At 64.9% G+C, this 11,231-nt stretch carries 20 protein-coding genes; 16 read left to right on the forward strand and 4 right to left on the reverse strand.

The features are described 5' to 3' along the window. Positions 1-186: 186 nt before the first annotated feature. Positions 187-360, reverse strand: coding sequence for a hypothetical protein (locus KBZ33_RS19990; RefSeq protein WP_254955197.1), 174 nt, complete (start codon positions 358-360; stop codon positions 187-189). Between the two features lie 123 nt (positions 361-483). On the opposite strand from KBZ33_RS19990, the gene KBZ33_RS19995 reads away from it, so the two are divergent. The 3 genes from KBZ33_RS19995 to KBZ33_RS20005 all read left to right on the forward strand — a co-directional run bounded on the left by KBZ33_RS19995 (position 484) and on the right by KBZ33_RS20005 (position 2,704). Next, a complete protein-coding gene (locus KBZ33_RS19995; protein ID WP_254955198.1) occupies positions 484-1,902 on the forward strand; it encodes a DEAD/DEAH box helicase in 1,419 nt (472 codons plus the stop codon). 74 nt (positions 1,903-1,976) lie between these two features. Continuing rightward, positions 1,977-2,249: a FitA-like ribbon-helix-helix domain-containing protein gene (locus KBZ33_RS20000; protein WP_254955199.1), complete on the forward strand. Its 273-nt coding sequence runs from the start codon at positions 1,977-1,979 to the stop codon at positions 2,247-2,249. Positions 2,250-2,281: 32 nt separating this feature from the next. Continuing rightward, entirely contained in the window at positions 2,282-2,704 is a 423-nt protein-coding gene (locus tag KBZ33_RS20005; RefSeq protein WP_254955200.1) for a type II toxin-antitoxin system VapC family toxin, read from the forward strand. Between the two features lie 19 nt (positions 2,705-2,723). Here the strand turns inward: KBZ33_RS20005 and KBZ33_RS20010 are convergent, their stop codons facing one another. After that, positions 2,724-2,948: a type II toxin-antitoxin system Phd/YefM family antitoxin gene (locus KBZ33_RS20010; RefSeq protein WP_254955201.1), complete on the reverse strand. Its 225-nt coding sequence runs from the start codon at positions 2,946-2,948 to the stop codon at positions 2,724-2,726. Positions 2,949-3,054: 106 nt separating this feature from the next. Between KBZ33_RS20010 and KBZ33_RS20015 the strand changes: the two genes are divergently transcribed. Further along, positions 3,055-3,297, forward strand: a complete 243-nt coding sequence (locus tag KBZ33_RS20015; RefSeq protein ID WP_254955202.1) for a type II toxin-antitoxin system Phd/YefM family antitoxin — start codon at positions 3,055-3,057, stop codon at positions 3,295-3,297. A 5-nt stretch (positions 3,298-3,302) separates the two neighbouring features. Here KBZ33_RS20015 and KBZ33_RS20020 read toward each other — a convergent pair whose 3' ends face one another. Then, positions 3,303-3,638: a type II toxin-antitoxin system HicB family antitoxin gene (locus KBZ33_RS20020; RefSeq protein ID WP_255011938.1), complete on the reverse strand. Its 336-nt coding sequence runs from the start codon at positions 3,636-3,638 to the stop codon at positions 3,303-3,305. Positions 3,639-3,643: 5 nt separating this feature from the next. Further along, positions 3,644-3,898 carry a type II toxin-antitoxin system HicA family toxin gene (locus KBZ33_RS20025; RefSeq protein WP_254955204.1) on the reverse strand — a complete coding sequence of 85 codons (255 nt, stop codon included), beginning with the start codon at positions 3,896-3,898 and terminating at the stop codon, positions 3,644-3,646. A gap of 167 nt (positions 3,899-4,065) precedes the next feature. Between KBZ33_RS20025 and KBZ33_RS20030 the strand changes: the two genes are divergently transcribed. From KBZ33_RS20030 to KBZ33_RS20085, 12 genes are all read left to right on the forward strand, one after another. Continuing rightward, entirely contained in the window at positions 4,066-4,443 is a 378-nt protein-coding gene (locus KBZ33_RS20030; RefSeq protein WP_254955205.1) for a VRR-NUC domain-containing protein, read from the forward strand. Between the two features lie 242 nt (positions 4,444-4,685). Next, positions 4,686-5,405, forward strand: a complete 720-nt coding sequence (locus tag KBZ33_RS20035; protein WP_254955206.1) for an XRE family transcriptional regulator — start codon at positions 4,686-4,688, stop codon at positions 5,403-5,405. A 90-nt stretch (positions 5,406-5,495) separates the two neighbouring features. Beyond that, positions 5,496-6,266: a hypothetical protein gene (locus tag KBZ33_RS20040; protein WP_254955207.1), complete on the forward strand. Its 771-nt coding sequence runs from the start codon at positions 5,496-5,498 to the stop codon at positions 6,264-6,266. Beyond that, a complete protein-coding gene (locus tag KBZ33_RS20045) occupies positions 6,263-6,517 on the forward strand; it encodes a hypothetical protein (protein WP_254955208.1) in 255 nt (84 codons plus the stop codon). The genes KBZ33_RS20040 and KBZ33_RS20045 overlap by 4 nt, the downstream gene beginning before the upstream one ends. Beyond that, the gene (locus tag KBZ33_RS20050) at positions 6,510-7,103 is read left to right on the forward strand and encodes a hypothetical protein (protein WP_254955209.1); all 594 of its coding nucleotides are present in this window, start codon (positions 6,510-6,512) and stop codon (positions 7,101-7,103) included. Before KBZ33_RS20045 ends, KBZ33_RS20050 begins: the two co-directional genes overlap by 8 nt. After that, entirely contained in the window at positions 7,103-7,387 is a 285-nt protein-coding gene (locus KBZ33_RS20055) for a hypothetical protein (protein ID WP_254955211.1), read from the forward strand. Before KBZ33_RS20050 ends, KBZ33_RS20055 begins: the two co-directional genes overlap by 1 nt. Next, positions 7,384-8,166, forward strand: coding sequence for a KilA-N domain-containing protein (locus tag KBZ33_RS20060; protein ID WP_254955212.1), 783 nt, complete (start codon positions 7,384-7,386; stop codon positions 8,164-8,166). The genes KBZ33_RS20055 and KBZ33_RS20060 overlap by 4 nt, the downstream gene beginning before the upstream one ends. 372 nt (positions 8,167-8,538) lie before the next feature. Beyond that, a complete protein-coding gene (locus KBZ33_RS20065; RefSeq protein ID WP_254955213.1) occupies positions 8,539-8,784 on the forward strand; it encodes a helix-turn-helix domain-containing protein in 246 nt (81 codons plus the stop codon). 63 nt (positions 8,785-8,847) lie between these two features. Continuing rightward, a complete protein-coding gene (locus tag KBZ33_RS20070) occupies positions 8,848-9,144 on the forward strand; it encodes an AbrB/MazE/SpoVT family DNA-binding domain-containing protein (RefSeq protein ID WP_254955214.1) in 297 nt (98 codons plus the stop codon). A gap of 13 nt (positions 9,145-9,157) precedes the next feature. Continuing rightward, on the forward strand, positions 9,158-9,580 hold the full coding sequence (locus KBZ33_RS20075; RefSeq protein ID WP_254955215.1) for a type II toxin-antitoxin system VapC family toxin: 423 nt from the start codon (positions 9,158-9,160) through the stop codon (positions 9,578-9,580). Positions 9,581-9,584: 4 nt separating this feature from the next. Beyond that, complete coding sequence (locus KBZ33_RS20080) at positions 9,585-10,925, forward strand: DUF6880 family protein (protein WP_254955216.1); 1,341 nt, start codon at positions 9,585-9,587, stop codon at positions 10,923-10,925. A gap of 184 nt (positions 10,926-11,109) precedes the next feature. After that, positions 11,110-11,231: helix-turn-helix domain-containing protein (locus KBZ33_RS20085; RefSeq protein WP_255011939.1), on the forward strand; the 122-nt coding region annotated here is incomplete at its 3' end.

Raw genomic sequence — 11,231 nt, forward strand, 5'->3', positions numbered from 1 at the left:
GGGCGTGGGAATCCACGAGGGATTGGCTTGGTGTCGCAACCCCAACCTCTCATGGCTCCATGCCCACCCAATGGCTTGAGACCCATTGCGCCGCAATGGCTCTTGGTCTTGTGTCCGTCAGTCAGGCTCCCGCCAGCGGCCCAAAGCCGCCGTCATCACGTCGGTTGCCATGGGTGTCGCTGCGGCTCAACGACGCTCAGCAGCGGCCGCCAACACCGCCCCTGGCATGGCTAGGGCGCGCATTTCTGCCGCGATCGCGGCGTCGATCACCTGGCGCAGCACCGCCGAGCGACTGAGGGTGCCGTGGGAGCGGCGCTGGTCAAGCCAGACCAGCTGCGCCTCGGTGATGGAGACGCTCAAGGGAGGCGCGAAAGAAGCCATGAATGTCTGATGTTCTGAGCACAGCCTAAGTGTGCCCGGCAAGGCTTGATAAGCTAGACATTACTGAGACCATTGCCCAGCGCAAAGCCTGTTGTCATTTCCATGACCCCGATCGTCCTGCGTGACTACCAGCAGCAGCTGTTGGCCGATCTCCGCGCAGCCCTCAAGGTCCACCGCCGGGTCTGCGCCGTCATGCCCACCGGTGCGGGCAAGGGCCAGACCATCGGCGCCATCGCCCGCGGCGCGGCCAGCAAGGGCCGGCGGGTGATGGTGCTGGCCCACAGGGCTGAGCTGATCGAGCAGCTCAGCGGCACGGTGCGGGCCTGGGGGCTTGAGCCCGATGTAATCGCCCCCGGTCACCGGATGCAGGGCCAGCAGGTCGCCGTGGGCTCGGTGCATACCGTGGCCCGGCGGCTCGAACTGCTGCCGGCGCCGGATCTGATCATTCAGGACGAGGCCCACCACCTGGTGGCAGGCAACGTTTGGGGCCGGATCATCGAGGCCTGGCCAGGCGCCCATCTGATCGGCAAGACCGCCACCCCCGAACGCCTCGATGGCAAGGGGTTGGGCGTGGAAGCCGGCGGCTATTTCGAGGCCCTGGTGCTGGGGCCCTCAGCGGGGTGGCTGGTGGAGCAGGGCTGGCTGGCCCGGCCCAAGGTGTTCTCCTGGCCAGGGGCGCGAAACAGCAAACTCAGGCGCCGCATGGGCGAGTTCGATCTGGAGCAAGCGGCACGCGCCTTTGGGGATCGGGCCGCCATTGGCGATGCGGTGTCGCACTACCGCCGCCGGCTGCACCCGGGCACGGCCATCTGCTTTTGCTGCACCATCGAGCACGCCGAGCAGCTGGCCGGAGCTTTCCGCGCTGCAGGAATCCGGGCCGCATCGGTGAGCGGCGTTACCCCAGCCGATCAGCGCAAACGCCTGATCGCCGGGCTCGGCACCGGGGAGGTGGAGGTGCTCAGCAGCTGCATGATCATTTCTGAGGGCACCGACATCCCTTCAGTGGGTGGCGCGATCCTGATGCGTCCCACCGCTTCCCTGAGCCTCTACCTGCAGATGGTCGGCCGGGCCCTGCGGCCCGCAGCTGGGAAGCAGGAGGCCGTGATCCTTGATCACGTCGGCAATGCCCATCGGCACGGCCTGCCGACCGATGAACGCGAGTGGCACCTGGCCGGCCGCCGCCGGCGGGAGGGGGTCTCGATTCCTATCAAGGACTGCCCGCACTGCTTCTGCAGCTGCCCCAGTGCTGCGCAGGTTTGCCCGGACTGCGGCCACTTGTTCCTGACTGACGAGCGCGATGAGCAGCGGCGCGGGATCCAGCAACTGGAGGGCGAACTGGTTGAAGTCACGGGCGCAGCCCGCCACCGGCCCAAACCCAAGCGGCAGCAGCAACGGCCCCGGCGCACGCACCCGGCAGCTGGCTGCCGGACCTTCGCGGAGCTGCTGGAGCGGGAGCAGGAGCGCGGCTACAAACCCGGCTGGGCCAGGCACGTTTGGGGTGCTCGGCAGCGCAGCACTTAATCGCTGGGCAAGCGAGCAGCCGCCAGAGGCCTTAGCGTTGACAGCATTGCTGTCAGTGCAAGCGGGAGTCGCCCATGGCCACGCTCACGATCCGCAACCTCGACGAGCGCACCAAAGCGCAGCTGCGCATTCAAGCCGCGCGCCATGGACGATCCATGGAGGAGGAAGCGCGCACGATCCTCCGCTCCGCCATCGAAGCCCGGCAGCCCGTCGCTGGTGGCAAGGGTCTGGGAAGTCGCATCCATGAGCACTTCGCCCAGCTCGGTGGCGTGGAGCTGGAGCTGCCTGAGCGATCTTCCCTGCCGATACCAGCTGAATTCGGCAGCGACGCGGAGCTAGCGCGCTGAGGACACCACTTTCAGCAAGGGGAGGGTTGGCCGTGATCGTGCTCGACACCAATGTGATCTCGGAGCTGATGCGCCCGCAGCCAGAGCTACGGGTGCTGGCCTGGGCCGATGGTCTCGATCCAGAGTCGGTGGCGATCACAGCCATGAACGAGGCTGAAATCCTGCACGGCCTGGCCCGGCTGCCGGATGGCCGCCGTAAGCAGCAACTGCAGCAGAGCTGGGATGCGCTGGCGACCGAGCTGTTCGCGGGCCGGATTTGGTCCTTCACCAGCGAGGCCGCCCACTGGTATGGCGAACTGCTGCGGCGACGTGAACGGCTGGCACGGCCGATGGCCACAGCGGATGCGGTGATCGCGGCCACGGCGCTGGCCCATGGAGTTCCCCTGGCCACCAGAGACACGGCCGACTTCGCGGAGATCGGCCTGGAGTTGATTAACCCCTGGGACGTGCCCTGACCCGCCCTGGCCTTTGTGCCTACAGCCGCATGGTCTGGATGGTCTCCACCGCGCTGGAGGCCTGCTCGGGCAGGGAATTCCTCAGGGCCTGGAGCTGGGGCAAGAGGTCGCGTACCGCTCGGCGCGGCACCAGCTCAGCAATGGCCTTGCCGCGGCGGGTGATCACCACCGACTGACCGGCTTCCACCACGTCAAGCAGGCTCGAGAGCTTGGCCTTGGCTTCTGCTGCAGTCACCTCAAGCATGGCCACAGACCATCTGGGTCACCACGTCTAGGTGTTCATCTGGTCGGGGCAGAGCCAGCACAGTTCTCAGCGCGCCATACGCTTTGAACGGTGCAGCAGAGGTGCAATGAACGCCGTCTCAGTGCAGACAGCTGGCGAGCGGCTCGACGCACTGATCGATGAGGTGGTCGCGTCCGGCGAGCCCGTGCTGATCACGGGGATGGAGAGCAAAGCCGTGCTGATTTCAGAAGAGGTGTGGCGCGGCATCCAGGCAACCCTCGATCTGGTCTCGATCCCCGGAATGCGCGCCTCGATCCGGGATGGCATGGGCACCGCGCTACATGAGCTGAGCAGCGAGCCGCTCTGGTGACCGGCTTAGCCATTGCCTGAGGCCGCCAGGGATCGCTCCAGGGCCTCTTGGGCAAAGGCATTGAGGCTTTTATCGCTGGCCTGAGCGCGTAGGGCCAACTGCTCATGCAGTTGCGGTGAGATGCGCAGGTTGAACTTGCCCGAGTACTGCCGGCGCGGCTCAATCCCCTTCTCGCGGCAAACCTCCAGGAAGACATCCAACGACTTGCGGAACTCCCGGCGCAGCTCCTCGGGACTGGAGCCATAGAAGTCAGCCCCCCCAGTGAGGCCGAGGATCTCGCCGCGAAACAGATCAGTGTCTTCGTCGTAGTCGATGCGGGCATGGAAACCGCCCTGGGTCATCAGGCTCATGGGGTAACTCCGTGTTGTTCAAGCCAGCGGCGGATGGAAGCGACAGCTCCCTTGTCGGTGTTCGGCGAGGGGTGGGGCCTATGGAACACCCGCACCTCGTCGAACAGAACAACCGCAAGGCGGCTGCCTTCCCGTTCGCTGATCTCGGCGCCGAGCTCCTGAAACAGGGCCAACACATCACGCCAGGGAACACTGCCGCTGACAGGCCTGACGAAGATCAACTCAAGGGTGCGCTGGTGCTTGCGCTTCATGCAGTGACAGTACTGCTTTCTGGTACTGCTGCCAAGTCGTCGTGCTGCAGTTGCCTGGCTGATTGAAGTCGTATTGGCTGCCGGGCCGCGACAGCCAATACCTGGCAGGTATTCGCTAAATCGCCAATACCTGCCGCAGGCCACCACCCAGCCCGGCAACAGGAGGCATGGCCTCCTCCCCCAGCGAACATGAGATCCAGCAACGCATCCGCCTGGCCTGCGGCCGCGGGCGGGTACGGCTCTGGCGCAATAACACCGGTGCTCTGGTCGACCAGCAGGGGCGCTTCGTGCGCTTTGGGCTGTGCAAAGGCAGCAGCGATCTGATCGGTCTGCGCTCGCTGGAGATCACGCCCGAGCTGGTCGGTCAGCGCATTGCCCAGTTCGTTGCCTTTGAGGTCAAGACAGCCCAAGGCGTGATCAGTACGGAGCAGCGGGCCTTCCTGCGCCTCGTGCAGGGACTCGGTGGCGTGGCAGCGGTCTGTCGCTCTGTGGAGGAGGCCGAACAGTTGCTTGGCAGGCCGAGGCAGTTGCCGCTGAGACAGTGATGGATGCGGCAGAACTGCAGCAACAGCTGAGGCGTCTCTCACAGGCCTACCCGGGCGAGTCCCCCTACACCCTCGCTCTGAGATTGCAGGCAGAGACAGGGAAGGTGATTACGGGGCAGCTTGCCAAGCAGATCCTGCTGAGGCTTGAGCCTGACCGGCCCTGACATGCCAGGGCATGACAGGGTGTGACTAGGAGTGCCAAGTTTGCCGTAAGGTTTGGGTTCCCATTCAGGAACCTGAACGTGGCCATCACCTACGCGGAGCTGCTTGAGCACCAGGAGGAGAACCGTGCAGCGTTCGGTCGGATGCTGCTGAACTGGCGAAGAATCAACGGCTGGACCCAGTACACCGCCTGCAGCTGGGCGGAAGAGGCCGGCTTCGATGCGATCTCCTACGGAAACCTCTCGGTGATTGAGCAGGGCAAGGCCGGCGAGCTACGCCAGAAGGCCTTCTGGCAACTCGGCGAGCTGAACCGCCGCATCGCCGACAAGGACTGGGGCCCGGTCAAGAGCCAGGCGATCAAGGAGAAGCTGGAAGGCGCAATCCCCTTGGGTGACAACGAGTGCCCGGCCTGGACGCCCCTGGAACTCTGGGCCTGCTATTGCGGCTTGCGGGAGGTGCCGGAAGCATTCCGCACCACCCCCGCGCCAACCGTTGGCCAGCGCAAGGCCACGGAGCTCTCCAGCAAGTGGCGCAATCAGATGCGCCGAGTTGTCGATGAATGTGGCCTCGAACCCAGCGACGCCCTCAACTCCCTGGCGGTCGAGGCCAGCGAAGAGCACCGCAAGCGCTTTTTTGCCATGCTCACGGGCTTCGGGGACTACAAGCCGGAGGAGCTAGCTCCGCTGTGGATCGAGGGCGATCTCTACCTGCCCAAGCGCTGGCTGGACCACTGGGAAGCCTCCAACAGGAAAGGTACAAAGCCCAGCGGCCGCAGAGGGAAGAAGCCAATTCCTGCCTAATGGCTAGGAATTAACAGCCGTTGTGAGTGCGGCTACCAGCAAAGAGCCCTAAGATCTGGACCAGCGGGCAACCGCCCGATTCGATCCGTCATGGCTCCACCCCCAAGGCCCAAGGAGGTCTGCATTGAGGCGCTGCCGGCCGACCTGGCCGGCGCAACCGCAGAGCAACAGCTCACCCATGCTCTGGCCAGCTTCCAGGCCGAGATGTCCCCCATCACCGCTGCCGATCTAGCGGAGGTGGTGCATTCAGCCCGCCCTGCCTTCCGCCGCGGGATCGGCTGGTCCGCCCAGCTGCGCGAGCAGCAAGGTCGCTCCAGGCTGCAGGTCACGGTGATGCACGTCGCCGGGGCCGAGCTCTGCAGCGAGTGCTGGGCTGATGAGGCCAGTGATCTGGCCGCAACAACCGGCCTGATGTTGGCCATGCTGCTGGGCATTCCGGTGTCCACGCAGGCTAGGGCTGTACAGCCCTATGTAGATGCACAAGAGCAGGCACCCGAAAAGCCTGCTGTGGATACTCCGCAACAAGCTTGCCTCGATCAGCAGCCAGCAGATCCGTCTCCACAGGCACCAGTCCCCTTTGCTGACTCCAGTGATGACGGCACTTCTGCAGACGCCGATCCAGCCCTGGCTCCCCTCGCCCCGGAGGAGGTCAGCGAGGTTCACCACCGAGTACTCGACCTGCCCCAGGCAGCACGCCAGGAGCTGACCAAGGCGTTCCGCGAGCACTTCCGGGTGCCTCGCAATGCCCGCTCCATCGGTGATCGCATCACCCAACGGCAGCACAGCGACTTCATCGCGCTCTTCCTGGAAGAAGCGCAGGGCCAGCTGCAGCCAGAACCTCCAGCAACACCAGGCCCATGAGCGAGAGCCATCGCCCCCGGGCGCCACGCCGATACGGCGAGCAGCCCCGCTCAGTGGCAGGTCGCCACTTCATCCAGACCCAGGTGCGCACAGATGTGTACCTGCGAGTCCGCGAGGTGATGGAGCGCCACAACCTCTCGGCCAGTGGAGCAGTTCATCACCTGCTGCGCGAGCGCTTTGGTCTGCCGCCCCTTCCCCCGTTCGATCAACAGCCCCTTTCCACCGTTCACCCCGATTCAACCCATGGCTAAGGACATCTTTCGTACCCCCCTCGCCGAAGTGCGCTGGGCCCATCTGATCACCCCCAGGCATCAGCTCGACAAGAGCAAGCCCAAGGCCTGGACGGCCGACCTTCTCCTTCCCAACAGCGATGAGAGGGCCCAGTCCTTCCTGCTAGCGATGGAAGATCAGTTCATCGCCCTGCACGGCAGCCGCAAGCGCCGCGCCGAGAAAGGCTTCCCCTGGAAGCCCGACAAGGAGAAGCCCAGCGAGATCACCGTGGTGCGCTTCAAGGTGCCGCAGTTTCAGCGGCGCGACGGCTCTCTTTCTGAGGGGCCCCGCATCGTCGATGCCAAAAAGCAGCCCTGGGATGGGGCCGCCATCGGCAATGGCTCCAAGGTGGTCGTCGCCTTCGACATCTACGACTGGGACGGGGAGAACGGCTGCGGCATGACCTTCCAGCCCCGTGCTGTTCAGGTCGTCGAGTTCGTGCCCTACGAGCAGGTCGACCCCACCGACGGCTTTGAGGAGGTCGAGGGCTACACCACCGGTCGTGCTGCTGAGTCCGACAGCACAACGGGCTGGGCTGTTGATGACGACGACGAGGCCCCCTTCTGATGGGCTCGCCACACGTGCGCAGCAACGGGGCCGCCATGCCCCGTCCCCAGTTGCCTGCCTTCTGCCGGAGCCGCCGGCCAGTCGTCACGGTCAGCGTCAGCAGCCTCATCGCTTTGCGTCTGCTGGTGCTGCTGGGGCTTCTCTTTCAGCTCAGCACCTTGCTGGTGGTGATCGCCGGGCCGGTGCCGCCACGGCCCGTGATCAGCAGCAGCCATGACTTCCGCCCCGATGCCGTCTCCAGCGCCGCTGGGGTCCCACTTCTCCAACCGTTGTCAGACCGATGAACAGCTCAACGCCTTTCGCCCCCGTCGACCAGAACGCCCTGGTCTCCCGCAGCTGGAACGGCACGCCAATTTCTCGGCGCACAACCGACGGCCACGTCAACGCCACGGCCATGTGCAAGGCCAACGGCAAGCAGTGGAACGACTACTGGCGCACCGACCGAGCGACGGCCTACTTGGAAGCCCTCTGCACCGAAACGGGAATTCCCGTTTCCAGCCTGTGTCTCAGCCTGAAGGGGGGTTCTCACCAGGGCACCTGGGTCCATCCCCAGGTCGCGGTCGACCTGGCCCGCTGGATCAGCGCACCCTTCGCGGTGTGGATGGACGGATGGTTCCTGGAGAGCATCCAGCAAGCTCAGCCGACACCGGTGGAGACGACCCCGCCCCGGCTCCGGGAAGCCGAGGTGATCGCCCTGGTGGAACGCAGCATCGGTCTGCTTGAGCGGCTCGGCGGCCTGGATCAACGCGATCAGCTCCTGTTCAAAGACATCGTGCGCAGCAACGTGCTGACCGCGAGCTCGGGATTGCTGTCGGGGGCCCCGACTGACGAGGAGCTCACCTTGGGGGATGCCTGGCTGGAGGTGTTCCAGCAAGCGCTGCCGCGAAGCCAGTTTTGCGCAGCCGGCAAGCTCGTTGCCAGGGCTTACCGCGAGGAGTTCAAAGAAGAACCCCCTCGCCGCCAACAGTTTGTTGACGGGGCCCCGCGCCAGGTCAAGAGCTATCGCCGCTCCTGGTTGATCGACACCCTCAAGCGCTGCCGCGCCCAGTTGACAGGGGGCTGATGGCTGGCACCAACACCATCTTTGGCACCAATGCCAGCACACCGCTATCAGACCGATGAACAATCTGACGACCGTGAGGGCGTGGTCCACGCCCTCCCTGAGTCCTATGCAGGAGGGTTCGACCTCCTCAAGAACCCTCATTTCAAATGAGGGCATCCCAGCAGGTGCCAGGCCGAAGGGTGTGAATTCAGTTCACACCCCTGGAAATGAGCAGGCTGCCACCGATGTCTGCAACGTAATTACCATCGGCAATCCTCGCCAGGTAGTAACTGAGGTGGGTGCGGACAATGGGGGTGTCATTTCGGCTGACCCCCTTGGCGGTGGGCCCTGCAGGAATTCCGCCGGGGTCGACCTGCTTCCGGAGGTGGCCTGATGGAGAACCAGACGACCCCACCCCCACCTGGGCGTCACCGGGTCTGGGTGACGACGGCAGAGGCGTGCGCTGCCCTGGGGATGAGCCGCGAAACCCTCCGCCAGCTGCGGTTGCGGGGGGTGCTCACCCCTGGCAAGCACTACAGGCGTTGGGGTTGCACCCAGGGCAGGGGGCCCCTGCAGTGGCACCTGGAAAACGTGGAGGCCACGATCACTGGGTGGAGCCGGCGGCATCTGCAGCACTGAAAACCACAAACTGGACGTAGAGTCACGTCTCTACGGGTGGCCGGGAACGGCCCAAGGCGTTCCTTGACCCAGTCCAAACCTCAAGGTCGTTCAGCTGACTACAGCCAGCACTTCCCGCAGGCGATCCGCCGCTGGGGGAACAGCCTGGCGGTCAGGCTCCCGGCCGATTGCTTGCGTCAGGCCGGGCTGCAGGAAGGCGATGAGATCGACATCGTTGTTGGTCCAGACGGCCGCCTGAGCCTGGAGCCTCTGCGCAAGTTGGATCGCACTGCTCTTGCCGCCGATCTGCGCCAGCTGCAGGCCACCATGCCCCTCACCCCATCGGTGATCGAGGAATGCCGCGGCGGTGAACGCTGGTGACGCTCACGCATCGATGATCTATCTCGACACCAGCGTCGTGGTGGCTCTGCTGACCCCGGAAGAGAGCAGCTCGCGCGCCCTCGACTGGTTTGCGCAGTCCCGCGAACCATTGATCAGCAGCGACTGGCTGATCACCGAAACCCTTAGCGCCCTGGGCATGAAGCAGCGTCTACACGGCCTCAGTGCTGAGGCACGCCTGGCCGCTGGGGAGCAGTTCGAGAGATTGCTCCAGGGCGGCGTTGATCTACGTCCGCTGGAGCGGGGTCGCTTCCGTCACGCTGCTGAACTGCTCCAGGATCCGGCCCTCGGCCTGCGCGCCGGTGACGCCTTGCATCTGGCGGTGGCGCTGCACAGCCGTTGCACCCAGCTGGCCAGCTTCGATATTCGGATGCAGCAGGCCGCCACGGTTCTGGGTTTGAGCCCCGCCCTGTCGTAGCCCAGTGGCCAGCAAGCGCACCCTCAACGCCAAGAACCTCGAAGCCCTGGGGGCTGCAGTGCTTGCGGAGCTGTTGATCGAGGTGAGCGGTGGCAACGCCGTGATCCAGCGGCGGCTGCGCCTTGCCCTGGCCGCAGGCGAAGGGACCGATGGAGTCGTTCAAGAAGTGCGCAAACGCCTGACTGCGATCGATCGCTCCAGCACCTTTTTGGATTCAGACAAACGCAAGGCTCTGGTGAGTGATCTAGAAGCCCAGCTCCAGGCGATCACCGGTCCGATCGCGACCGGTGATCCCAAGCAGGCCTTTGATCTCCTGAGGCGTTTCCTTGAACTCTCCGAGGGAGTGCTGGAGCGCTGCACAGACAGCACCGGAGTAGTGATCGGTGTGTTCGAACGTGCAGCCAAGCAGCTGGGACCGCTGGGCCAGGCCGCCCAGCTGGAGCCTGAAACCCTGGCGCAGCATGCCGCTGAGCTACTGGCGGAGAACACCTTTGAGCAGTTCGATGCGTTGGTGCCAGCGCTAAAAGACGCCCTGGGCGACTGGGGCCTGAAGCTGCTGGGGAGTTATTGCCGCCAGCGTGGCGCCCTCGACGGCAGCACGCACCTTCTCCAGATCGCTGTGGCCCGGGGAGATGTGGAGGGCTACCTGGCGCAGTTCGATGCTGAGGATCTGCTCTGGCGTGACATCGCCGCCAGCGTGGCCCAACACCTGCTGGCGTCCGGGCGGGCGGAACAGGCCCTAGAGATCCTCGATGGAGCTACGGAAGATGCCGCAGGTTTTGAGGATGGGCAGTGGCACGACAGCCGCATCGCCGTGCTTGAGGCCCTGAACCGGCAGGCGGAAGCCCAGGAGATGCGCTGGCAGTGGTTCAGCAGGACCCTCTCGATCCCGCACCTGCGCGACTACCTCAAACGCCTTGAAGACTTTGAGGATGTGGAAGCGGAAGAGCGGGCCCTGCAGGTGGCCGAGCAGCACCCGATCAGCCTGCTGGGCCTGCACTTCCTGGTGGAATGGCCGGCACTCGCCCGCGCCGCACGCCATGTGCTGGCCCATCAGGACGAGTGGGAGGGAGATGCCTACACGATTCACAGCGCCGCCGCCGAGCGCCTCAGTGCCGCCCATCCCCTGGCGGCCACGCTGCTGCTACGGCCAATGGTGTTCTTTGCGTTATGGATGGGCCGCGCCAATCGCTACCGCTACGCCGCCGAGGATCTCCGCACCTGCGAACAGCTGGCTGGCCGCATCGATGACTGGCAGGGGCATCCCGATCACTCGGCCTACGTAGAACGCCTGTACGACATCTATGGAGCGAAGTGGGGGTTCTGGAAGCTGATGGAGCGATGAACTGGTCTGAAATTGAACCAAGTCACTCGGTTACCAACTCAATCACGGTTACGTGGTTTTCAAGTAACCTGGCTTTACGCGGAATCCAAGTGACCCCATGCCCTCAAGGGACCGTGCCACCGAAGACACAGCTCCAGAGGGCGGGGCTCCCGAGGGCATGGCGGCTCGGGAGCAGATCGTCCGAATGCCAGCCCAGCTGGGCCAGCTGCTGATCGGCCTGCGCCGCCAACAGGGTCTCAGTCAGGCGGCGCTGGCTCAGAAGGCCGGCGGCATCAGCCAGGCACGTCTCTCGGCGCTGGAGCTCAA

Origin of the sequence: Cyanobium sp. Cruz-8D1 (assembly GCF_024345975.1) — a bacterium.
Taxonomy (GTDB): Bacteria; Cyanobacteriota; Cyanobacteriia; order PCC-6307; family Cyanobiaceae; genus Cyanobium.

Excerpts from the sequence above, each read along its gene's own strand:
- KBZ33_RS20045 (WP_254955208.1), top strand. The coding sequence starts at position 6,263 with ATGAGCGAGAGCCATCGCCCCCGGGCGCCACGCCGATACGGCGAGCAG.
- KBZ33_RS20050 (WP_254955209.1), top strand. The coding sequence starts at position 6,510 with ATGGCTAAGGACATCTTTCGTACCCCCCTCGCCGAAGTGCGCTGGGCC.
- KBZ33_RS20030 (WP_254955205.1), top strand. The coding sequence starts at position 4,066 with ATGGCCTCCTCCCCCAGCGAACATGAGATCCAGCAACGCATCCGCCTG.
- KBZ33_RS20060 (WP_254955212.1), top strand. The coding sequence starts at position 7,384 with ATGAACAGCTCAACGCCTTTCGCCCCCGTCGACCAGAACGCCCTGGTC.
- KBZ33_RS20025 (WP_254955204.1), bottom strand. The coding sequence starts at position 3,898 with ATGAAGCGCAAGCACCAGCGCACCCTTGAGTTGATCTTCGTCAGGCCT.
- KBZ33_RS20015 (WP_254955202.1), top strand. The coding sequence starts at position 3,055 with ATGAACGCCGTCTCAGTGCAGACAGCTGGCGAGCGGCTCGACGCACTG.
- KBZ33_RS19995 (WP_254955198.1), top strand. The coding sequence starts at position 484 with ATGACCCCGATCGTCCTGCGTGACTACCAGCAGCAGCTGTTGGCCGAT.
- KBZ33_RS20055 (WP_254955211.1), top strand. The coding sequence starts at position 7,103 with ATGGGCTCGCCACACGTGCGCAGCAACGGGGCCGCCATGCCCCGTCCC.
- KBZ33_RS20075 (WP_254955215.1), top strand. The coding sequence starts at position 9,158 with ATGATCTATCTCGACACCAGCGTCGTGGTGGCTCTGCTGACCCCGGAA.
- KBZ33_RS20065 (WP_254955213.1), top strand. The coding sequence starts at position 8,539 with ATGGAGAACCAGACGACCCCACCCCCACCTGGGCGTCACCGGGTCTGG.
- KBZ33_RS20020 (WP_255011938.1), bottom strand. The coding sequence starts at position 3,638 with ATGACCCAGGGCGGTTTCCATGCCCGCATCGACTACGACGAAGACACT.
- KBZ33_RS20000 (WP_254955199.1), top strand. The coding sequence starts at position 1,977 with ATGGCCACGCTCACGATCCGCAACCTCGACGAGCGCACCAAAGCGCAG.
- KBZ33_RS20040 (WP_254955207.1), top strand. The coding sequence starts at position 5,496 with ATGGCTCCACCCCCAAGGCCCAAGGAGGTCTGCATTGAGGCGCTGCCG.
- KBZ33_RS20010 (WP_254955201.1), bottom strand. The coding sequence starts at position 2,948 with ATGCTTGAGGTGACTGCAGCAGAAGCCAAGGCCAAGCTCTCGAGCCTG.